The sequence below is a fragment of the Streptomyces sp. NPDC025784 genome (assembly GCF_055558435.1).
Genome location: NZ_JBVHMN010000006.1, coordinates 138,826 through 159,933, shown reverse-complemented (window position 1 = coordinate 159,933; position 21,108 = coordinate 138,826). Strand labels below are relative to the sequence as shown.

Here is a 21,108-nt window from a genome sequence, read left to right as displayed (position 1 = left end):
ACCTCGTGCTCGGGCGCTCTCCGTGTGTCGAACGCGTCGCGGACGCGTTCGATGGCGGGCAGGTGTGCTGCCGCCCACGCCGGCAGTACGTCCACAGAGTGCCGGGAGGCCTTGTCGAGTGGTGCGATGCGGTACCTGATGCATGTGATCGCGACACGCCGCAAGGCCTCCTGTCGCCGCTGTCAGGCAGGCTGCCCCGCCGACGCGGTCAGCAACGGCAGGCCCAGACGATCGCTGAGTTCGTGCACGTCGACGCCGAAGGTCTGCCGCACGCTCACACCGTCCGCGGTGATGTCGAACACCGCCAGGTCCGTGTAGATGCGGTTCACGCAGCCGAGCCCGGTGAGCGGGTAGCTGCACTCGGACACCAGCTTGGGCGTTCCGTCACGGGTGAACAGGTTCATCATCACGAAGACCTTCTTCGCGCCGATGGCCAGGTCCATGGCTCCGCCCACCGCGGGGATGGCGTCGGGTGCCCCGGTGTGCCAGTTGGCCAGGTCGCCTTGCGCGGAGACCTGGAACGCACCGAGTACGCAGATGTCCAGGTGGCCGCCGCGCATCATCGCGAAGGAGTCGGCGTGGTGGAAGTAGGCGGCGCCCGGCAGTTCGGTGACGGGAACCTTGCCGGCGTTGGTCAGGTCCGGATCGACCTGGTCCTCCCGGGCGGCGGGTCCCATGTTCAGCATGCCGTTCTCGGTGTGGAGGACGACGCCGGAGGTGGGGGAGAGGTGGTCGGCGACCAGGGTGGGCTGGCCGATGCCGAGATTGACGTAGGAACCGTGCGGGATGTCGCGGGCGATCAGCGCCGCGATGTCGTGCTTGCTCAGCGGGCCCTGTCCGGGCGTGTGTGAAGGTGTCTGGCTCATGCGTGATCAACCACCTGGACGACTCGGTCGACGTAGATGCCGGGTGTGACGACGGTCTCGGGGTCGATCGCTCCGGTCTCGACGACCTCCTGGACCTGGGCGATGACCGTGGCGGCCGCGGTGGCCATGACGGGGCCGAAGTTCCGGGCGGTCTTGCGGTAGACGAGGTTGCCCATACGGTCGGCCCGGTGGGCGCCGATCAGCGCGACGTCTCCGCTGATGGGGTACTCCAGCACATGGGTGCGGCCGTCGATCTCGCGCACCTCCTTGCCCTCGGCGAGCAGTGTGCCGGCGCCGGTGGGGCAGAAGAAGGCGCCGATGCCGGCTCCGGCCGCCCTGAGGCGTTCCGCGAGATTTCCCTGGGGGACGACCTCGAGTTCGATCTTTCCTGCCCGGTAGAGATTGTCGAACACCCACGAGTCGGCCTGGCGGGGGAAGGAGCAGATCACCTTGCGGACCCGTCCCTTGGCGAGCAGCGCGGCCAGGCCGGTGTCGCCGTTGCCGGCGTTGTTGGAGACGACGGTGAGGTCGGTGGCCCCCTGCCGTATGAGGGCGTCGATCAGGGAGACGGGCATGCCGGCCATGCCGAAGCCTCCGACGAGCACGGTCGAGCCGTCCTGGATGCCGGCGACCGCCTCGTCCGCGTCGGTGTACAACTGCGTGGTCATCGGCTGTTCCCGGTGACGTTCTCCAGTACGACAGCCAGTGCCTGGCCGACGCCGATGCAGATGGCGGCGACGCCCCACCGCTGCCCGGACTCCTGCAGACGGCGGGAGAGGGTGCCCAGCAGCCTGCCGCCGGAAGCGCCCAGGGGGTGGCCGAGGGCGATGGCGCCGCCCTTCGCGTTGACGATCTGCGGATCGATGTCCCAGGCGTCCACGCAGGCCAGTGCCTGCACCGCGTAGGCCTCGTTGAGTTCGACGGCGGCGACGTCGGACCAGGAGATGCCGGCGCGTTTCAGGGCCCGGTTCGCTGCCTCGACGGGGGCGAAGCCGAACATCTGCGGGTCCAGTGCGGAGACGCCGCGGCCTGCGATGCGGGCGAGGGGATCGCTGCCGATACGGACCGCGGCGGCCTCCGAGCCGATGAGCACGGCCGAGGCGCCGTCGTTGAGCGGGGAGGCGTTGCCGGCCGTGATGAGGCCGTCGGTGCGGAAGGCCGGCTTGAGTGCGGCGAGCTTCTCCATGCTGGTTCCGGGGCGGATTCCCTCGTCCCGCTGGAGAGCGGTGCCGTCTTCCTGCGGGACGGGGACGACCAGGTCGTCGTAGAAGCCGGCGTTCCAGGCCTCGTCGGCGAGACGGTGGGAGCGGAGGGCGAATGCGTCCTGGCGCTCGCGGGAGATCATGAAGCGGTCGGCCAGCTGCTCGTTGGCCTCGCCCAGGGAGACCGTCCACTCCTTCGGCATGCGCTCGTTGACCAAGCGCCATCCGAGCGTGGTCGACACCGCCGTGGTGTTTCCGACCGGGTACGCGCGCTCGGGCTTGGGCAGCACCCAGGGAGCGCGGGTCATGGATTCCACGCCGCCCGTCAGGACGATGTCCGTGTCGCCGCTCTCGATGGCGCGTGAGGCGATGAGGGCGGCGTCCAGGGACGATCCGCACAGGCGATTGACGGTCGTGGCGGGCACCGAGGTGGGGAGTCCGGCGAGGAGGACGGCCATCCTGCCGACATTGCGGTTGTCCTCACCGGCGCCGTTGGCGTTGCCCCAGACGACGTCGCCGATCTCTTGCGGATCCAGGGCCGGAGTCCTGGCCAGAGTTCCGTTGATGATGTGTGCGGCGAGGTCGTCGGGCCGGACATGGGCGAGAGCGCCCGAGTACCGGCCGAAGGGGGTCCGCGCCGCCGAATAGAGATAGCTGTCGTTCACACCGTCACCGTAGGAGCCCGCCGGAGGGCCCGTCCAAGACCTAATCGCGATCGATTGATAAAGAAGTCTTATAGAATCGGGTCATGGAGCTACGGCAGATCCGCTACTTCCTGGCGTTGGCCGAGGAATGCCACTTCGGCCGCGCGGCCGCTCGCCTGCACGTGGCACAGCCGGCCCTCTCCCAGCAGATCAAGCAGTTGGAGAAGGAGCTGGGGACCGCGCTGTTCACCCGCTCCACCCGGCACGTCGCGCTCACCGAAGCCGGTCAGCACTTCGTCGAGTACGCACGCTCCCTGACCGCGCAGGCCGCACAGGCCCGACGTCACATGACGGAGCTGGCCACCGGCTACGTCGGCCGCGTTTCCATCGGCTTCATCGGCACGGCCACCTACGACCTGCTACCCCAAGTGGCACGCACCGTACGCGCCCGAATGCCCGACGTCACCATGGATCTGCGGGGCGAGCTCCTCACCCCCGACCTGGTCGACGGCCTGCTCGCCGGCACCTACGACCTCGCGGTCCTTCGCGGCGCGGTCGAGCACGAGGACATCCGCACCACGCTCCTGCGCTCCGAATCCCTGGTGGCCGTGCTGCCCTCCCACCATCCACTGGCGGGCCGACGACGCATCGCGCTCGAAGAGCTGGCCGACGAGCCCTTCGTCATCCACCCCTCTCGCTCCCGCTCCTCCATGTACGACCAGGTCCTGGCCGCCTGCCGACGTGCAGGCTTCCAGCCCCCCTCACTGATGGAGGTCGGCGAGACGGCCACGCTCGTCGTCTTCGTGGCCGCCGGTCACGGCGTCGCCCTCGTCCCCGCGTCGGTCCAGAGCCTCAGCCTCAGCAGCGTCGCGTACGTGCCGATCACCGAGAACGAATCCGTCGACCTGGTGCTCGCCCGCCGCGCCCGGGGCAGCACCCCCGCGACCGACCAGGTCTCCTCCGTGATCAGACGATGCGCCCACGATCTGGAACACCCGGAGAGCGCGGCCGCTACCCCTACTCTGGAGAAATGACGAGCGGGACGACAGACGCCCCGGTGCGCTTCAGCACCGTCGGCCTTCCCGAGGCACAACGCATCGCCTTGTGGGAAGAGCACAACGCCACGGCCCTCATCGGCCTGCGCTGCCGCGCCCTTCAGGACACGGCCCTGAACGCCACGGAGATCAACCTGCAGCTCCCCCGGGCGCATGTGGCACGCGTGCTCGGCAGCCCGCACGTCGTCGAACGGCCCCAGGCGGAGATCCGCCGTGTCCCGTCCGCAGCCGTGGCCTGCTACCTGACCCTGGCCGGCGACGCGTTCTTCTACCACGACGACGGAGTCCACCTGCTGCACCCCGGGCAGATGCTCGTCTGCGACGCCGACCAGCCCTTCATGCGCGGCTTCTCGCACGGCCTCGAGGAACTCGCGATCAAGATCCCCCACGAGGTCTGGCACGAGCTCGGAGGGCCGGTGTCTCTGGCGCGACCGCTGGTCATCGGCGACGACGCCGTCGTCCAGACCAGGACGCTGGCCACGCTCGCCGCCCAGGCACTGCGCCCGGAAAGCTCCGCCGACGTGGACGAGGACGTCCTGCTGGACCTGCTCGCCTCCATGGTGACCGGTCGAACAGCGTCCCTCACCGCAGTCCACCTGACCGTCGCCAAGGCATACATCGACGAGCATCTGACCGACCCGGGTCTCTCGGCGGCCCGCATCGCCCGCGGCGTCGGGATCAGCGAGCGCCACCTGTCACGGGTCTTCTCCTCGGGCGGCACGACCGTGCCGCAGTACCTGCTCCACCGCCGCCTCGAGCGTGCCCGAACGCTGCTGCAGCAGGGCGGAGTGACGACCGTGACCGAAGCCGCCGCGCGCTGCGGGTTCGGATCGGCCACCCACTTCTCCCACCGGTTCAAGCAGCGATTCGGGCTGCGCGCCACCGATGTGCTGCGTCAGGCCCGCGCACAGCCCTGACGCAGCACAGCCCCGTCAACTCCCCTCGGGCGCCAGGACGATGTCGAAGCGGACCTTCGACCACGAACGGTCGCTCAGGTCGCGCCCGTCCGGCGCGGGCGTACCCGGCGGCTGCACCTGGAAGTCCTTCACAAGCGACTCCTTCACCCCGAACACGGCGTCGCTGCGAAGGAGTTCGTCACCGCTGACGAAGATGTGCGTGACCAGGGTGCGCAGGGCGGGAGCGCTGACCATGAAGTGCAGGTGCGAGGCACGCATGGGTGAACGGCCGGTCGCCGCCAGCAGCCCGCCGACCGGACCGTCGTGGGGAATGGCGTAGGGCGTCGGCGTCAGCCCCCAGAAGCGGTAGCGGCCATCGGCGTCGGTGAACAGATGTGCCCGCGCCGCGATCCTCTCGTCGCCGTACTGCGTGTCGTAGAAGCCGTCCTCGTCCGCCTCCCACACCTCGATCCGCGCTCCGGTGACCGGCTTCCCGGTGGTGTCGGTGACGGTGCCTTCCACCCAGCAGGGCTGTCCGGGCGCGCCGAAGGCGAGGTCTCCGCCGAGATCGATCTCTGGACTGTTCTCGACGAAGAAGGGCCCGAAGACGGTGGCCTCGGTGGCGTCGCCGTGCGCCGTGTTGTTGACGGCGACCGTCTGCATGGAGGCGCCGAGCACGTCCGACAGCAGGATGAACTCCTGGCGACGCTCGTCGGTGATGTGACCGGTGCGGGTCAGGAACTCGATCCCCGCGTTCCATTCCCGCTCGGTGAGACGGACCTCCCGCACGAAGTCGTGCAGGTGGTGGACCAGGGACCGCATGATCTCGCGCAGCCGAGGATCGGTGCAGCCGTCGAAGGACTCGAGCACCTCGCGGGTGATCGCGGCTTCCCGCTCCTGCTGCTCAGCCGGGACCGGGGCACCAGGGGTGGTGAGGTCGGGGGTCATGGGGCATCGGTTCCTTCCCAGGCGCTTCGGACGAGGTCGGTGATCGCGTCGAGGGTGACCGGCCGGGGGTTGCCGGCCGGGGCGGCCGCCACGACGGCCTGGGCGGCTTCGGCGATGCCGTCGGCAGGCATCCCGAGATCGCGCAGCGAGCGCGGGGCGCGCAGCCGGTCGCACAGCCGCGCCAGCCCCTCGCTCGCGCTGGGAGCGTCGAGGGCCGCTGCCAGACGCCGCTCGGCGCCCGGGACGCCGGGAGCGTTGAAGGCGAGGACGTAGGGCAGGACGACGGCGTGGGTCTGGGCGTGAGGCAGGTTGAACATGCCGCCCAGCACATGGCAGATCTTGTGGTGCAGACCCGAGCCCGCCGACGCGAATGCGGCCGCGGACAGGTACGCGCCGTACAGGGCCTTCTCCCGGCCCCCCATCGCATCCGGTTCCGCGGCGACCAGAGGCAGGCCGACGCGCAGGGCCCAGGCGCCCTCGATGGCCAGAGCCTGATTGATCGGGTCGGCCCGGGGGGCCCACAGGGAGTCCACGCAGTGCGCCAGGGCGTTCAGACCCGAGGCGACGCTCAGTTCGACGGGCAGGCTGAGGGTGAGCGCGGCGTCGTAGACGATCGTGCGCGGCAGGACCTTCGGATCCGAGCCGGTGGTCTTGACCGAGTTCTCGGTCATCCCCCACACGGCAGTGGCCTCCGAGCCCGCATAGGTGGTGGGCACGGCGACGATCGGCAGCCCTGTGGTCAGTGCGACCGCCTTGGCCAGACCGGTGGTCGAACCGCCGCCCACGCTGACCAGGGCGTCGACGTCCCGCTCGACGGCAGCGGCTCGCGCCCTGTGCGCCACCTCCACGGGGACGTGCATGACGACCTCGTGGTGCCGGTGGGCCACGGGCAGGCCGGCGGTGATGCGCTCGGCCAGTTTCTCCTCGGACGCCCCCGCGATCACCATCACCCGCCGCGCGCCGAGCGCGGCGACTTCGGCGGCGAGCCCCTCCGCCGCGGCGCCGGAGGCGAATCTCACCCGCTGCGCCAATGTGTCGTGTACGAACTGCACGGGTCAGTCCCTCCCCAGGATCGAGAGCAGGGCGGTGCGCAGCGCGTCCTCAGGACTCTCGGGCAGCTCCATCGCGCGCCAGGCGATGTGCTTGTCGGGCCGCACCAGCAGGACACCACTCTCGCTGATCTCGCGCAGCTTGGCCCAGTCGTAGTACAGGTCGGTGACCTCGCGGCCCGGGCCGATGACGACGGCGTCCAGCGGGATGCCGAGGTCCTTGCCGACCTTCTCGGCCGCGTCCTGCCACGCCTCTCCCGCGATACCCGTCAAAAGGGTCCAGCGGTCGTAGGGCGCCAGGTCCATGAGTGCCTTGCGGTGCGCGCTGTCGCCCACCCAGGCGTGCGGCAGGTGCGCCCCGGGGACGGTCGACATCTCGTAGTAGAGATCGGCATCGCGTGCAGAGGGAGGCAGTTCGGCACCCTCGGCGACGACTGCAGCCGACGTGTAGTGCTGGCCGAGCTCGACACCGTGAGCGTTGAACTCGTAGTTCTTCAGCTCCATCGCCCGTACCAGGGCAGCCCGCTTGGCGGCTCCCGCCGGGGTGTTGGCCTTGCGCTCCTCGATGGCGGCCGTCATCTCCGCCTCACTCGTCGCATCGAGGACACCCAACGCCTTGAAGATGTCGATGAATTCGCGGCTGGACTTGTTGGCCCGCTTGACGATGCGCTCCGCGACCGGCGCCCGCTCGGCGCTGTAGGTCTCCAACAGGGAAGGGTCCGCATGCCCCTTGAGCACCGCCGCGATCTTCCATGCGAGGTTGTAGGAGTCCTGGACGGAGGTGTTGGACCCCAGGCCGTTGCTCGGCGGGTGCCGGTGGACGGCGTCGCCCGCGCAGAACACCCGGCCCTGCTGAAGCCGGGTCGCGTACATCTCGTTGTTGCCCCACAGGCTCGTGCCGGTGATCTCCACCTCGAGATCCGGGACACCGAGAAGATTGCGGACGATCTGCGCGGCGGCCTCGTCGTCGACGACCGGGGGTTCCTCCGAGATGTCGTAGCCCCACACGATCAGCCACTCGTTCCACGGGCGCACCATGCGCACCAGACCGGCACCGATACCGCCCACGTTGGAGCCCGGCTGGATGACCCAGTACAGGACGGACGGCCGGTGGGCGACGAGGCGGGTGATGTCGGCCTTGAACGTGATGTTCATCGAGCCGGCGATGTCCATCGCGCCGTCGAACGGCAGATCGATGTCCGCGGCGACCTTGGAGCGGGCCCCGTCCGCGCCGATCAGGTACTTCGCGCGGATGCTGTATTCCTGGCCGGTGAGCCGGTCCAGCACCTCCACGGTGACGCCGTCCGCGTCCTGGGTGTGGGACAGGTACTCGGTGGAGAACCTGGTCTGGGCGCCGCGCTGGGTCGCGTTGCGCACCAGGATCGGCTCCAGATAGGACTGCGGGATGTCGACGGTCAGACAGGGAGACGCGAGGCGGTAGTCGGCCTCCCGGTCGGGCCGGGTGCCCCAGGTGTGGATCCGCCCGATCTCCTCACCGGCGATGCTGGTGCAGAACACCGTGTCACCGACCAGGCCGTGCTCGGTGGCGTCCGCCAGGACCTGGTCCTCGATGCCGAGATCGCGAAAGACCTCCATGGCCCGCTGGTTGGTGATGTGCGCGCGGGGAGTGTTGGCCGTCCACCGGTACTTCGTGATCATGATGGTGTCGACGCCGAGAGTCGACAGCAGCAGCGCGGCGGACGCACCCGCGGGGCCGGAACCGACGACCACGACATCGGTCGTCACCGCCGAGTCGATCGGCACTTCGGTCTCGGAGATCCCGTCGTTGAATATGGGCATCGTCAAGGGCCTTTCATCGATCCGGCATCGTCGCCGAGGACGCCAGTGTGGGACCGACCGAACGGTTGGGGAACGGATCGGCTTCCAGGTTGGCGGGAACACCAAGACATGGCGGATCCGCGAAGACCGGGAGCCGTAGTGACGCTGCCTGGGCGCTACCGCCGGAAGCACGCTCGGCGCGTCGCCCGAGGTCGGCAACGGTGGCGGGCCGTGGCGGCTGCCGCGCGCCGATCGGGCACGGCGCGCAGCCGCCGTCCGCGGCAGCGCCTGCACGGGCCGCACCCCACCGACCTCACCGACGGGCGCATGTCGCACCGCGGCCTCGACATGGGACCCGTCGTTCGCCCCCACGCGAACGACGGTCATCCCGCCCTGTGCGAAGGCTCTCGTCTTGTAGGTGCATATGGCACCTTTCGAGCCGAGCACCTCTCCCACGAGCAGCTGCCCATCAGCACGTGGCGACGGGCCGTACGGCGCACACCGATCGCCGGCGGGACCGACGGAGCTGTCTCCATGACGCCGAAAGCCCGGCCTCGATACGGCGCCACCCGTTCGACGGCGGCGCGTTCCTGAAGCCGGGCTTGAAGGAGGTTCTCCAGACCGGGGAACTGGCCGACGGAACCGGCGGGCGCGGACTCAACACCGCCGCGCGTGACGATCTCGCCGCGGCCGCAGCACGCGTCCTGACCGAGGACCACCACGCCGGCCATGCCTACGACTTCACCGGCGCGCTGTGGACCTACCCGCGGCCGACCGAGACCTTGACCCGGGTCACCGCCGGCACATCGGTCACTGCGCACGAACGGCAAGAGCGTCTGCCAGGCGCCCAGGGCTGGATCGAGGACCAGGTGCGCTCCGGCGCGCTGGAACGGCAGACGGACGACCTCCGGCGGGTTCTCGCCAGGCCCGCGACCTCGCTGGCGGAGGCGGTGAGGGCGCTGTTCGGGGGTCCGCCGGCCTGAGGAGCCGGTCCTGCGTCCCATGGCGTGCCGGACTTGGTGCCGACTCGCCGGGCATCCGCCGCGAGGTCGTCCAGCGCGCCGACCACGCCGAGGAACGCTGCCACGGCTCCGACACCACCTGCGGCTTCGACGCCGCGGACCTCGCCCGCCGCGTCGACGCCACTGGCGAAGACGTCACCGCGGCCGTGCACCGATGGCTGGTGGAAACCCCGACGCATGCGTGCGGAGGCCGACAGCCTTCACCTCGAAATCCGCACGTGGCGCCCGAGTCGACCAGGGCCGCCGCTACGGCGCGCCGGGTGTCGCCGCGCGCGGCAGCAGCGTGCCTGGTGCGGTCCGACCGCACTGAACGGGTGAGGCGTCAGCGCTCAAGCGGACTGCTGCGTGGCCGGCGTCTCCCGGGCCGACTCTGAGCCCTCCGGGGCGGTGTAGAAGACCGATGAGCCCTGCTTGCTACGCTGGGCTCGATTCTTGGCCACCAGCCCTTCGAGCGTGGTGCGCACGACCGTGTTCTTGATGGCACGCTCGGGGTGCTGCTGTCCCAGCGCGGTGGCGACTTCAGCGGCGGAGCGGGGCTCACCGCTGTCCGCCAGGTGTGCGCGGACGAGGTCGACGAGCTTGGGGAGGGACGACGGCGCGGCCGGCGCCTTGCCCCCTCCCTTCTTGCTGCTCTTCCCTCGCGGCGTGTCCACGGACTTCTTCGCCGCCCGCGGCTTCCTGCCTGTGCCCGATGCTGTCGCCGTCTTCTTGCGAGGAGCGGGCACTGCTGCGGCGGCCTCAGGGGCAGACTCGGCGAGCGGCGCCGGCACGCCCAGGGCCTGCTGTACGTTCTCCAGGACGCTCTGGTCGTGCTGCAGAGCACTCAACTGCGCCTGCAACGCCTCGATCTCACCGACAATACGTTCCTGTTCCTTGAGATTCCGCTCAAGGTCCCCGGCCACCTGCGCGCTGTACTGCGAGGTCAACTCGGTGGTCACGGTGGTGGTTTCGGCCATGATGCTCACACCCCTTCCGGGCGCCGCGGCCGACGGACGGCAGGGGCGCGGTGCATGTGAAGTCTCATCGTGTGCTGTTCAGCCTGCTGCGGTGCGGGCAGTGAATGTTGCTACCGCACACCTCGGTTCCAGCGATAGTACGGGAGGCAGGCGCGTTGTCCTCAGACGCATGGCTGAAATCCAGCAGATCGAGGACGGCCGGGGCCGGAGCGCAGACCTGCTCGCGACGCCGGGACTGCCACGATGACGCGAGGCCGAGTGCCAGTGCGCTTCGCCGGTGTCTCGCCGATGGTGCCCTGCAGGCAGGGTGAGTCCGGCCACCGAGAATCGAGCAACTCCGCGGCCCGCTACGAGGATTGTTCCCACTGACGGTCAACGGTGCTCAGCTCGGGTGCGGCGGGTGCCGGGACGCTGTAGGCCGCCGGTGCCGGCGCGGTCCGGCGTTCCCGGTCGGGAACACCTGCTCGCACGGTCGTTCGCGCATTCGACAGCGCGCAGCCGACCGGGCGCGGCCTGCCCCAACTAGTGGGTTGGCGAGGCGCTTTGACGGGCGTAAGGCCTCCTCGACAAGGCGTCTGCCGTATCGGACGACTTCGAGGGCTCCGGGCACCTGCTCGCCGTGGCGTCTGGAGACGAAGTGCTGCGAGAGGTCTGGACAGCCTCCTGAGGGCGTGCTGTCATACCGCTGGCAGAGGGTTTCCAACGTTGAAAAGGCCGCCTCGCCGAACGTGCCTCAGCCGGTGTGCAGCTTCTCCCTGCGGGCTCCCTCACAGGAGCACGCGACCCTGCCCCGGCGGTCGGACGCGGTCACGGCCTCTGTACGAGGAAAGGTTCGATGACACGACACGACACCCGCCCCAGAGCCAGAGTGCTGGCGCTGCTCGCCACCGCGGCCCTGGTGCTGCCCCCGAGCGGATTGCTGCCCGCCGCGGCAGCCGCAGAGTCGACGGGCAGTGCCTCCGCACTCGCCGCCGAACAGGCCGCCGTCCAGACGCATGGTCTCAAGGGCGAGTACTTCAGCATGTCGGCCCCCGGCGCCCGGGACTTCGCCGAACTCGGTGGGACGACACTCGACCCGCAGATCAACTTCTCCGGTCTGACCGACACCTTCAAGGAGTTGACCGGGAAGACCGAGCACACCACCGCCCGCTGGACGGGCCAGATAGAGGCGCCGGCCACGGGTGACTACACCTTCTACGCCATCGGCGACAACGGCTTCCGGCTCTTCATCGACGACAAGCCCGTCATCGACCACTGGGTGGGTGACTGGGACCGGGAACAGACCAGCCAGCCCGTCCGACTGACCGCTGGTGAGAAGCACACGTTCCGCCTGGAACTGTTCCAGGACACCGGCGGCGCCAACATGTACCTGCGCTGGTCGACGCCGACGCTCGCCAAGCAGGTCGTGCCGATGTCCGCGTTCACCCCGCCGGCCGACTTCGAGGTCTTCCCGGTGGAGCCGACCGTCGCCGAGAACGGGCGGCGGCTGCGTGCCCGTTTCGAGGGCAGGGTGGGCGGCCTCCCGTCGGTCAAGGACCATCTGAAGGTCGAGGCCGACACGACCGCCATGCCGATCGATTCGGTCACCTCCGTCCCCGGGGACTCCTCCTCTCTCTACGTCAACCTCTCGGAGCCCATCCAGAAGAACCAGTTGGTCCGGGTCTCCTACGACGGTGAGGGCGGTCTGACGACGGGCGGCAAGGCCGTCCCGAAGGTCATCCGCTACGCGGAGAACGACTCCACCCACCGCCTCACCACCAAGTGGGGCGACGAGGTGGACAAGAATCACCCGCTGCCCGAGTACCCGCGCCCGCAGCAGAAGCGGTCCAAGTGGCAGAACCTCAACGGGCCTTGGCAGTTCAGCGGCGCCAAGGCCGGCGAACAGCCGGTCTTCGGCAAGAACCTCGACGAGAAGATCACCGTGCCGTACCCGGTCGAGTCGCAGCTCTCCGGGCTCGAGCGGCACGAGGACCACATGTTCTACCGACGGCTCATCGATGTGCCCGAGAGCTGGAAGGTGGGCAAGAGCGACCGCTCCAACCGGCTCAAGCTCAACTTCGGCGCCGTCGACTACCAGGCCCGCGTCTACGTCAACGGCACGAAGGTCGCCGACCACACCGGCGGCTACAACGCCTTCAGTGCCGACATCACCGACGCCCTGAAGGGCACCGGCAAGCAGGAGATCGTGGTCGCCGTCACCGACACCGGTGGCGCGGACCAGCCCATGGGCAAGCAGTCCACGAACCCGGGCGGCATCTTCTACACACAGAGCTCAGGTATCTGGCAGACCGTGTGGATGGAGCCCGTGGCTCCCGCCTCGATCGAAAACGTTGTCACCACGCCCGACATCGACACCGGCACCCTGGCGGTGAAGGTCGACGCCGCAGGCGCCTCCCCCTCCGCCCGTGTGGAGGCCGTCGCCCGTGACGCCCGCGGCCAGGTCGTCGGCAAGGTCAGCGGGGCGGCGGACAAGCAGCTCACCCTGCCCGTGGCGAAGCAACATCTGTGGAGCCCGGACGACCCGTACCTGTACGACCTCGACGTCACCCTGACCGACGGCAGGTCGAGCGACAAGGTCCGCAGCTACTTCGGTATGCGGAAGGTCGGCATCGAGAAGGTGGGCGGCTTCAACAAGCTCGTCCTCAACCATAAGCCGATCTTCTCCCTCGCCACCCTCGACCAGGGCTTCTGGCCCGACGGTCTCTACACCGCGCCCAGCGACGACGCCCTGGCCTTCGACCTCAAGGCGCACAAGAAGCTCGGCTTCAACGCGGTCCGCAAGCACATCAAGGTGGAGCCGGCGCGGTGGTTCTACCACGCCGACAAGCTCGGCCTGCTCGTCTGGCAGGACTTCGTCTCCGGCAACATCACCAACGAGACGGGTCAGAAGGCGTTCGTCGACCAGGGCCGGGAGATGGTCAGCCAGCACCACAACTCGCCTTCCGTGATCGGCTGGATCGTCTTCAACGAGGGCTGGGGCGAGTGGAACCGCGAGGAGACCGGCCGGATCGCCGAGGCGGTCGAGGCAGCCGACCCCACCCGTGTCGTCAACACCCACAGCGGTGTCAACTGCTGCAATTCCAAGGGTGACTCGGGCAAGGGCGACATCATCGACCACCACGACTACAACAACGATGACCCGCCCTTCCCCGACGACAAGCGGGCCGCCATGGACGGCGAGCACGGCGGCTTCACGCTACGGTCCCCGGGCCACATGTGGCCGGGAGCCCCCACGGTGATCTACAGCGGTGTCACCACCAAGGCGGAGCTGACCCGCAAGTACGTGGAGAACACCGAGAAGTTCTACCTCGAGCAGGCCGGCGCCGAACTCTCCGGCTCGGTGTACACACAGATCACCGATCTGGAGAACGAGCTCAACGGCCTCTACACGTACGACCGGCGCGACATCAAGATGGACGCCGCCGAGGTACGGAAGATCAACCTCAAGGTCATCGCCGCCGGCGCCGCGGCGGGCCAGAAGGAACTGAAGGGCGGCGGGCACTGGAGCCTCGACGAGGGCACCGGCACCACGGCCAAGGACACCGGTCCCAACGGAACCCCCCTCACCCTGCGCGAGGGCGCTTCCTGGACCGACGGCGTCAGCGGCAGTGCCCTGAAGCTCGACGGCCAGAAGCAGTACGCGGAGACCTCGGGCCCAGTGCTCGACACCAGCGGCAGCTACTCGGTGTCCGCCTGGGTCCGGCTCGACGGCCTCCCCGGCAACTACGCCACCGCGGTCAGCCAGGACTCTCGTGCAACGGCCAACTCGTTCTACCTGCAGTACGGTCACGGCAACTTCGCCTTCAGCACACCCGGTGAGCGCCGCGCCCAGGTGGCCGTCGCCGCGGAGACCGGCCGCTGGTACCACCTCGTCGGCGTACGCGACGCCGGCACCAACGAGATCCGGCTGTACCTCGACGGAAAGCTCGCGGCGACGGCCACCGGCGGCGCCGCCTTCCCGAGCACCGGCCCGCTGACCGTCGGCCGTGCCCACTGGGACGGCTCGAACGTCGACTTCTGGAACGGCGCGGTGGACGAGGTCCACGCCGTCGACCGGGCTCTGACCGCCGAGGAGGTGAGCGACCTCTACCGCGAGGAGAAGCCGTAGCCGGCAGCGCCCATGAACGTGGTCCCGGTGGCGGGAGGGAGACCTCACGCCACCGGGACCACCGCTGTGCGGGGCCATGCGGGGGTCCACAACCCGTCCTTGGTGTGCCGCGGACACTGCTCCGCGAACGCGGTATCCGCCACCGCATCGCCCGCAAGGGTGTCGAGTCCAGGCAGCGGCTCGGCCGCCACCGGTGGGTAGTCGAGAGGGCCGTGTCCTGGCTGTCCGGCGGCCGTCGACTCCACCGCCGTTACGAGCGCAACGCCGAGCCCTTCCTCGCCTTCGTCGGCACAGCGGCTCTGCGCATCTGCTTCCGTCGGTCGAGTACCCGATGCCTGCAACGTGGGCAGGGTGGTGATCCCGATCCGTCAGAGACCCGACGGATGGCTGGAAAGCCAGTCGGCATGCCTGTCGCGCGTCCGATCGCGCTCCTCGGGGGTGGTGAGGAATACGTCGGCGCCGCCGTCGTAGGGGTGGTGGATCCGACGCATCTGAGTGTCGGTGACGAGGACTCCCGCCACCTTGTCGTCAGCAATGTCACGGAGTAGCTCGTCGAGGCAGCCATGTCGCCAGGGCCGGCGGGCGGCGAAGAGGTGGCAGTAGGTGCGGAACTCCGGGTCGGGATCGTCCTGCACCAGCAGACTCTGCCAATAGCAGGCGTCAGACTGGAACGGCGGAACCTCGGCTTCGGTCGCCCAGACCGGTGTGATCACATACACGTCCCCACCGGAGAACAACTCATCGAGGACCATGTTGTACCGCTCCAAGACGACGGCGTACTCGCTCTCGTCCTCTGGGTATCGCCTCGACTCCGGCAGGCTGTGGAAGCGCACCCAGACATTCCGGTAAGGGTCGCGGAGCTTGTGGCCGACCGGAGGACAGTTGGGCCAATGCTGCTGCCACAGCTCCGTCAAAGCCGCCTGTCCGCCTCCTGACATCTGCCGCACTCGTCCTCTCGCACAGTGGCCCCTGCCGACGACCATGATGCCTGGCGCTCGTCCGCCAAGAGAAACGACGTCTTGAGGTGGCTGCCGCCGCTGTGTGTGCGGCTCCGGTCTTCTGCGCGTTGGCCCACGCCGTCGTACGCGTGTCGCCGGCGCCGAAGTCGAGCTCATGCGACGGCCCTTCCATGCCCTCGGGACGGGGAAGGTGCGCTTGTGCCGGCACTTGTCACCCTGGGCGACCGTGCGCTGATGCCGCAGAGCGCGGACTCGGCGACGAACGGGACCCGGATGTGTTCGGTGAAAGAGGCGGTTCGGCGGGGGTGAGCGCGGTGGGCGCGATGGTTGCTCACCGTGCTCGTTGTCTCAGCCAGACGAGTGGCCTTCGGCCCGCGGGTAGTCGACGCATCGTGCCTCCTTGACTCGTGGAGTGGGGAGAGGCATGCGTGAAAGGACGGCCGAGGGAGACCCGGCCGTCTGGAACCGGACCCGGCGGCCGGGTCGTTGGAGCTCCGCCGCCGGGTCCGGGGCTTGTCACATCAGTTGCCGGCGGCGCCCGAGCCAGGTCTGTGCGATCACGACCACCGCGAGGAAGGCGCCGCTGACGACCTGCTGGTAGGAGGAGTCGAGCGAGCCGATCTGGTTGATGACGTTCTGGATCACCTTCAGCAGCAGCACCCCGACGAGCGAGCCGCTGACGTAGCCCAGCCCGCCGGTCAGCAGGGTGCCTCCGATGACGACGGCGGAGATGGCGTCCAGTTCCATGCCACTGCCGAGGATGGTGACGCCGGAGGCGAGCCAGGCGGCGTTGAGGGCGCCGGCCAGTCCGGCCAGCAGGCCAGACAGGGCGTAGACGAGGATCTTCGTACGGGCCACGGGGGCGCCCATCAGCGCGGCGGCGTCCTCGTTGCCGCCGACCGCGTAGACGTGTTGCCCGAAGCGGGTGCGGCGCAGGACGACCGCTCCGCCGGCGAACAGGGCGAGTGCGATCCACACCGGGTTTCCGAGGCCGAGGGTGGTGCCCTGGCCGAGTTCGGCGAGGAAGGAACCCTTGCCGATGAGGTAGGTGTCGGCGCCCTCGTCGGTGAGCGCCAGCATCAGTCCGCGCGCACCCAGCATGGCGGCGAGCGTGACGATGAAGGGCGCGAGGCGGGAGCGGGCGATGAGGAGGCCGTTGACGACGCCGATCAGCCCGCACACGGCGAGCGGCAGCAGCAGGGCCACCAGGGTGCCGTGGCGTGATCCCCAGGCGGCCAGGACGCCGCCGAGGGCGAACTGGGAGCCGACGGACAGGTCGATCCCGCCCGTGATGATCACGAAGGTCATGCCGAGGGCGACGATCGCCAGGAAGGCCGAACTGGTCGCCATATTGCTGATGTTGTCGCCGGTGGCGAAGGAGTCGAAGGACAGCGACGCCACCAGGGAGACGATCAGCAGGACGGCCAGGGCGCCGTGCTGCTGGACGAGGGCGCTGAGGCGCTCGGAGCGGGCGGAGCCCACCGGGTGGGCGTCCTGGGGCGGTTCGATGCTCACGGTGGTCACGGGCGCGTCCGCATTCGTGGTGGTCAACGCTTCCCCCGTCCCCGAGCCGCGTAGACGGCGGCGACGATCACGATGGCCTGGGCGATCTGGGTCCAGGAGGGCGGCAGATCGTGCTTGATGAGGGTGGCGGTGAGGAGCTGGATGAGGACGGCTCCGGCCACGGTGCCGGCGATGTTGACGCGGCCGCCGGTCAGCGGGGTGCCGCCGACCACGACCGCGGTGATCGCGGACAGTTCCATCAGGTTGCCCAGCGAGGTGGGGTCACTGGCCTGCAGACGGGCCGTGGCGAGTACGCCCGCGACCGCGGCGAGGAGCGCGCTGACGACGTAGACGATGATCAGCACGCGGCGGACGGGCAGACCGGAGAGCTGTGCGGCGGGGCGGCTGTCACCGATGGCCAGGAGCTGGCGTCCGAAGGTGGTGCGACGCATCACGAAGGCCAGCAGCAGAGCCAGGGCGGCGGCGATGAGGATCAGGTAGGGGAAGCCGAGGAGGTCGCCGGAGCCCAGCGAGGCAAGGGTGGGATTCTGCAGGTCCTTGAGCTGCGGCAGCAGCACCAGGGCCAGTCCTCGGCCGCCGACCATCAGGGCCAGGGTGGCGACGATCGGCTGTACCCCGACGAAGGCGACCAGGGCGCCGTTGGCCAGTCCGACCGCGGCGGCGAACAGGGCGACCACCAGCAGTGCGGGCAGCAGGCCGTAGCCGAGGTAGAGGGCCGTCACGGAGGCCGCCAGCGCCATCACCGCGCCGACCGACAGGTCCACGCCCTCGGTGCCGATGACCAGAGCCATGCCGAGGGCGACGATGATGACGGGGGCGACCTGGACGGCCTGGGTGCGGAAGTTCTCGACGGTCAGGAAGTAGGGAGTGATGAGGGCGTTGACGACGAGGAGTGCCGCCACGCCGGCGTAGACGCCGTAGCGCTGGAGCCAGTGAAGTATGCGGGCCTTGTCCAGCGGGAGGGTGCGGAGGGTGGCTTCAGCCATCGACGGCCGCCTCCTTGACCGTGTCCTGCGCGGGGCCGTTGCCGGCGATGGTGCGCATCAGCTTTTCTTCCGTGACGTCGTCGCCGGCCAGCTCGCCGACGACGGAGCCGTCCTTCAGTACGACCACGCGGTCGGACCCTTCGATGAGTTCCTCCAGGTCGGAGGAGATGAGCAGGACGCCCAGGCCGTCGGCGGCCAGTTCGTCGACGAGTTTCTGCACCTCTGCCTTGGCTCCCACGTCGATGCCGCGGGTGGGCTCGTCGAGCAGCAGCACCTTGGGGTTCATCGCGAGCCACCGGGCGAGCAGCACCTTCTGCTGGTTGCCGCCGGAGAGTTCGCCGACCTTCTGCTGCGGCGAGGAGGCCTTGATGCGCAGCCGTTCGATGAACGTGTCCACGATGCTGTCGACACGGGACTCGGAGACCAGGCCGAAGCGGGAGAGGCGGGGCAGTACGGCGAGCACGATGTTCTCGCGCACCGACAGGCCGGGCACGATGCCCTCGCTCTTGCGGTCCTCGGGCAGCAGGCTGATGCCCGCGCGCAGGGCGGCCGGCGTCGATCCCGTGCGCAGCGGCGCCCCGGCCACCGTGACGCCGCCCGAGCGCAGGGGCAGGGCGCCGGCGATGGCCTTGGCGGTTTCGGTGCGCCCGGAGCCGAGCAGTCCGCCCAGGCCGACGACCTCTCCGGGACGCACGCTCAGGGAGACACCGTGCAGTTTGTGCGGCACCGTCAAGTCGGCGGCGGCGAGGACGGGTTCGGCGTCGGCCGCCGCGTGGTCGCCGGTGAACTTGGTCAGGCCCTCCTCGCGGACCTCGCCCAGGTCACGGCCCAGCATGGTCGACACCAGGGAGAGCCGGTCGAGGTCGGCCAGCGGGCCGTGATGGACACGTCGGCCGTCGCGCAGCACGGTGACGGTGCTGCACACGGCGTACAGCTCGTCGAGGCGGTGGCTGACGTAGACGACGGCGATGCCCGCGTCCCGCAGCCGCCGGATCACCGAGAACAGGGTCTCGACCTCGCGCGGTTCGAGGGAGGAGGTCGGCTCGTCCATGATGACGATCCGCGCGTCCGTGGCGACGGCACGGGCCAGGGCGACCATCTGCTGGGCGCCGACCCCGAGGGTGCGCAGCGGCCGGCGGACGTCCACGCGCACGCCGTAGGTGCTCAGGGTCTCCTCGGCCTCCCGGTTCATGCGGGCCATGTCCAGCACGCCGAACCGATTGCGTGGCTCGCGGCCCAGGAAGAGGTTGCGGGCCACACTGAGCAGCGGGATGAGGTTGACCTCTTGGTAGATGGTCGAGATCCCGGCCTTCTGGGCCTCCAGCGGGGTCGCGAAGGAGACCGTACGGCCCTGGAACACGACGTCACCGGCATCGGGTCGGTACACGCCGGTGAGGAGTTTGATGAGGGTCGACTTTCCGGCGCCGTTCTCGCCGATCAGGGCATGGACCTCACCTGCGTGCAGGGTCAGGTCCACGTCGTCCAGAGCCCTGACGCCGGGGAAGGTCTTGCTCAGCCCGCGGACGGCGAGCACTTCGGCGGGGGGTGCCACCTGTTCCTCCAGGATGCGATGCGAGGAGTGGGGGAGGACGGAGGGGCCCGCGAGGAGCGGGCCCCTGAGGGAGGATCAGTAGGCCTTGCCGATGTCGGTCTTCGCGTTGTCCGGGGCGTAGGCGCCGTCCTCGATGATGACGTCCTGCGCCACTTCGTCGCCCTGGGTGAAGCTGTCCAGCGTCTGGAAGGCCAGCGGCCCGAAGCGCGGGTTGGATTCGATGACGCCGCTGATCCAGCCGTCCACGATGCCCTTGACGGCATTGCGGGTGCCGTCCACCGTGACGATCTTGACGGCGCCGGGCTTCTTGCCGGCACCCTTCAGTGCGGCGACCGCGCCCAGGCCCATCTCGTCGTTCTCGGCATAGATTCCCTTGATGCCGGGCTTGGACTGGATGAGCTGCTCGGTGACCTGCTGGCCCTTCTCCCGTGCGAAGTCACCGGTCTGCTCGAAGACCACCTTCAGACCGGGTGCCTTCTCGGCGATCTGGTCCTTGAAGCCCTTGGTGCGCTCGGTGGTGACGTTGTTGCCGGCCGCGCCGAGCAGGATGGCGACCTCGCCCTTGCCGCCCGTCGCTTCGATCATCTGGTCGGCGGCACGCTTGCCCTGCTCGACGAAGTCGGAGGCGATGAAGGACACGTAGTCCTTGCAGGCCGCGGCGTTGATCTTGCGGTCGATGGTGACGATGGGGACCTTCTTGGCCGCGGCGGCCTTGAACACCGGCTCCCAGCCGTCGGAGTTGAGCGGGGCGATGACCAGGAGGTCGGCGCCCTTGGCCAGGAGATCCTGGACGTCGCTGATCTGCTTGGAGAACTGCGACTGGGCGTTGGCCGTCAGCAGCTTGACGCCCCGCTTCTTGGCCTCGTCCTTGATGGACTGCGTCTCGGCGATACGGAAGGGGTTCGCTTCCTTCTCCGACTGGGAGAAGCCGACGGTGGCGTTCTTGAGGTCCAGCTTCTTCCCGCCGAACGCGTCGATGGTGCAGGTCTTGCTGCCCGGCTTGGGCTCGGCGACCTTCTGCGCGGAGTCGGCGGCGGCCGAGGAGGTGGTGTCGTTCGCTCCGTCGTCCTCCGACTTGGCGCAGGAGGTGGCGGTCAACGCCACGGCTGCGGCCAGGGAGACGACCACGGGACGGGCGATGAGACGACGGTGAGTAGTGCGCTGCATGGTGACCCCGATCCGGGTGACGCTGAAAGGGCACTGGGGAGATGTGAGTAGGCAGAGGTCGAGCATGGTCCAGCTGAGTCGTGCTTCTCCCCTGGCGGGAAAGGGCGTTCGGCCCGCCGCACAGAGTTTTTACATCGTTGGAAGGACTCTGTAAACCCCCTGTGCGCGCAGCGTGCGCGGCAGACCGCGAACTGCCTTGTTCCTCCGCCGCAGCCGACGAGACGGCGACGGGGCGCGGACTGAGCAAAGGAACACGCATCAGCAAATGTGTTCAGAGGCCCGGCAGTTCGGCAAAGTGACCGGGTTCCTCGACGACGGCAGCGTCGTCCGGACGCGTCACACTCGGCACCAGAGCCGGTTCCGCAGGCATGCCGGATGACAACACGCGCTGCACT

16 protein-coding genes and 1 pseudogene are annotated in these 21,108 nt (G+C 69.1%); 5 read left to right on the top strand and 12 right to left on the bottom strand.

Annotated features, from left to right (window positions below; translation table 11 throughout):
• Positions 1–182: 182 nt before the first annotated feature.
• Genes ACZ4IF_RS16090 through ACZ4IF_RS16080 form a run of 3 tightly spaced genes read right to left on the bottom strand, consistent with a single transcriptional unit; the run spans position 183 to position 2,733 of the window.
• Positions 183–866 (bottom strand): 3-oxoacid CoA-transferase subunit B, encoded by a 684-nt coding sequence (locus ACZ4IF_RS16090; RefSeq protein WP_467563302.1) that lies wholly within the window; start codon positions 864–866, stop codon positions 183–185.
• A complete protein-coding gene (locus ACZ4IF_RS16085) occupies positions 863–1,534 on the bottom strand; it encodes a 3-oxoacid CoA-transferase subunit A (RefSeq protein ID WP_467563300.1) in 672 nt (223 codons plus the stop codon). The genes ACZ4IF_RS16090 and ACZ4IF_RS16085 overlap by 4 nt, the downstream gene beginning before the upstream one ends.
• Positions 1,531–2,733 carry a thiolase family protein gene (locus tag ACZ4IF_RS16080; protein WP_467563298.1) on the bottom strand — a complete coding sequence of 401 codons (1,203 nt, stop codon included), beginning with the start codon at positions 2,731–2,733 and terminating at the stop codon, positions 1,531–1,533. The genes ACZ4IF_RS16085 and ACZ4IF_RS16080 overlap by 4 nt, the downstream gene beginning before the upstream one ends.
• A gap of 83 nt (positions 2,734–2,816) precedes the next feature.
• Between ACZ4IF_RS16080 and ACZ4IF_RS16075 the strand changes: the two genes are divergently transcribed.
• On the top strand, positions 2,817–3,746 hold the full coding sequence (locus ACZ4IF_RS16075) for a LysR substrate-binding domain-containing protein (RefSeq protein WP_467563296.1): 930 nt from the start codon (positions 2,817–2,819) through the stop codon (positions 3,744–3,746).
• The gene (locus tag ACZ4IF_RS16070; RefSeq protein ID WP_467563294.1) at positions 3,743–4,684 is read left to right on the top strand and encodes a helix-turn-helix transcriptional regulator; all 942 of its coding nucleotides are present in this window, start codon (positions 3,743–3,745) and stop codon (positions 4,682–4,684) included. The genes ACZ4IF_RS16075 and ACZ4IF_RS16070 overlap by 4 nt, the downstream gene beginning before the upstream one ends.
• Positions 4,685–4,699: 15 nt before the next feature.
• On the opposite strand, the gene ACZ4IF_RS16065 is transcribed toward ACZ4IF_RS16070, so the two are convergent.
• Genes ACZ4IF_RS16065 through ACZ4IF_RS16055 form a run of 3 tightly spaced genes read right to left on the bottom strand, consistent with a single transcriptional unit; the run spans position 4,700 to position 8,460 of the window.
• A complete protein-coding gene (locus ACZ4IF_RS16065) occupies positions 4,700–5,611 on the bottom strand; it encodes a dioxygenase family protein (protein ID WP_467563292.1) in 912 nt (303 codons plus the stop codon).
• Positions 5,608–6,663, bottom strand: coding sequence for a maleylacetate reductase (locus ACZ4IF_RS16060; protein WP_467563290.1), 1,056 nt, complete (start codon positions 6,661–6,663; stop codon positions 5,608–5,610). Before ACZ4IF_RS16060 ends, ACZ4IF_RS16065 begins: the two co-directional genes overlap by 4 nt.
• 3 nt (positions 6,664–6,666) lie before the next feature.
• A complete protein-coding gene (locus ACZ4IF_RS16055) occupies positions 6,667–8,460 on the bottom strand; it encodes an FAD-dependent oxidoreductase (RefSeq protein ID WP_467563701.1) in 1,794 nt (597 codons plus the stop codon).
• Positions 8,461–9,041: 581 nt separating this feature from the next.
• On the opposite strand from ACZ4IF_RS16055, the gene ACZ4IF_RS16050 reads away from it, so the two are divergent.
• Positions 9,042–9,422: a hypothetical protein gene (locus ACZ4IF_RS16050; RefSeq protein ID WP_467563288.1), complete on the top strand. Its 381-nt coding sequence runs from the start codon at positions 9,042–9,044 to the stop codon at positions 9,420–9,422.
• A 368-nt stretch (positions 9,423–9,790) separates the two neighbouring features.
• Here the strand turns inward: ACZ4IF_RS16050 and ACZ4IF_RS16045 are convergent, their stop codons facing one another.
• Positions 9,791–10,417: a hypothetical protein gene (locus tag ACZ4IF_RS16045; RefSeq protein WP_467563286.1), complete on the bottom strand. Its 627-nt coding sequence runs from the start codon at positions 10,415–10,417 to the stop codon at positions 9,791–9,793.
• Positions 10,418–11,252: 835 nt separating this feature from the next.
• On the opposite strand from ACZ4IF_RS16045, the gene ACZ4IF_RS16040 reads away from it, so the two are divergent.
• Both ACZ4IF_RS16040 and ACZ4IF_RS16035 read left to right on the top strand, forming a co-directional pair.
• A complete protein-coding gene (locus tag ACZ4IF_RS16040; RefSeq protein ID WP_467563285.1) occupies positions 11,253–14,525 on the top strand; it encodes a LamG-like jellyroll fold domain-containing protein in 3,273 nt (1,090 codons plus the stop codon).
• A gap of 110 nt (positions 14,526–14,635) precedes the next feature.
• Positions 14,636–14,845: pseudogene (locus ACZ4IF_RS16035) on the top strand (IS5/IS1182 family transposase); the annotation flags it as partial.
• Positions 14,846–14,893: 48 nt separating this feature from the next.
• Here ACZ4IF_RS16035 and ACZ4IF_RS16030 read toward each other — a convergent pair.
• The 5 genes from ACZ4IF_RS16030 to ACZ4IF_RS16010 all read right to left on the bottom strand — a co-directional run bounded on the left by ACZ4IF_RS16030 (position 14,894) and on the right by ACZ4IF_RS16010 (position 20,713).
• Positions 14,894–15,439 (bottom strand): DUF3885 domain-containing protein, encoded by a 546-nt coding sequence (locus ACZ4IF_RS16030; RefSeq protein WP_467563283.1) that lies wholly within the window; start codon positions 15,437–15,439, stop codon positions 14,894–14,896.
• Between the two features lie 561 nt (positions 15,440–16,000).
• Entirely contained in the window at positions 16,001–17,008 is a 1,008-nt protein-coding gene (locus ACZ4IF_RS16025) for an ABC transporter permease (protein WP_467563699.1), read from the bottom strand.
• Positions 17,009–17,031: 23 nt separating this feature from the next.
• Positions 17,032–17,994, bottom strand: a complete 963-nt coding sequence (locus ACZ4IF_RS16020) for an ABC transporter permease (RefSeq protein ID WP_467563281.1) — start codon at positions 17,992–17,994, stop codon at positions 17,032–17,034.
• Positions 17,987–19,546 (bottom strand): sugar ABC transporter ATP-binding protein, encoded by a 1,560-nt coding sequence (locus ACZ4IF_RS16015; protein ID WP_467563279.1) that lies wholly within the window; start codon positions 19,544–19,546, stop codon positions 17,987–17,989. Before ACZ4IF_RS16015 ends, ACZ4IF_RS16020 begins: the two co-directional genes overlap by 8 nt.
• A 75-nt stretch (positions 19,547–19,621) precedes the next feature.
• Positions 19,622–20,713, bottom strand: a complete 1,092-nt coding sequence (locus tag ACZ4IF_RS16010; RefSeq protein WP_467563277.1) for an ABC transporter substrate-binding protein — start codon at positions 20,711–20,713, stop codon at positions 19,622–19,624.
• Between the last annotated feature and the right edge of the window lie 395 nt (positions 20,714–21,108).

What these genes read in the sequence shown, in the direction of transcription:
- ACZ4IF_RS16090 (WP_467563302.1), bottom strand. Translation starts at nt 866, where the DNA reads ATGAGCCAGACACCTTCACACACGCCCGGACAGGGCCCGCTGAGCAAG.
- ACZ4IF_RS16085 (WP_467563300.1), bottom strand. Translation starts at nt 1,534, where the DNA reads ATGACCACGCAGTTGTACACCGACGCGGACGAGGCGGTCGCCGGCATC.
- ACZ4IF_RS16075 (WP_467563296.1), top strand. Translation starts at nt 2,817, where the DNA reads ATGGAGCTACGGCAGATCCGCTACTTCCTGGCGTTGGCCGAGGAATGC.
- ACZ4IF_RS16070 (WP_467563294.1), top strand. Translation starts at nt 3,743, where the DNA reads ATGACGAGCGGGACGACAGACGCCCCGGTGCGCTTCAGCACCGTCGGC.
- ACZ4IF_RS16065 (WP_467563292.1), bottom strand. Translation starts at nt 5,611, where the DNA reads ATGACCCCCGACCTCACCACCCCTGGTGCCCCGGTCCCGGCTGAGCAG.
- ACZ4IF_RS16055 (WP_467563701.1), bottom strand. Translation starts at nt 8,460, where the DNA reads ATGCCCATATTCAACGACGGGATCTCCGAGACCGAAGTGCCGATCGAC.
- ACZ4IF_RS16045 (WP_467563286.1), bottom strand. Translation starts at nt 10,417, where the DNA reads ATGGCCGAAACCACCACCGTGACCACCGAGTTGACCTCGCAGTACAGC.
- ACZ4IF_RS16040 (WP_467563285.1), top strand. Translation starts at nt 11,253, where the DNA reads ATGACACGACACGACACCCGCCCCAGAGCCAGAGTGCTGGCGCTGCTC.
- ACZ4IF_RS16020 (WP_467563281.1), bottom strand. Translation starts at nt 17,994, where the DNA reads ATGGCTGAAGCCACCCTCCGCACCCTCCCGCTGGACAAGGCCCGCATA.
- ACZ4IF_RS16010 (WP_467563277.1), bottom strand. Translation starts at nt 20,713, where the DNA reads ATGCAGCGCACTACTCACCGTCGTCTCATCGCCCGTCCCGTGGTCGTC.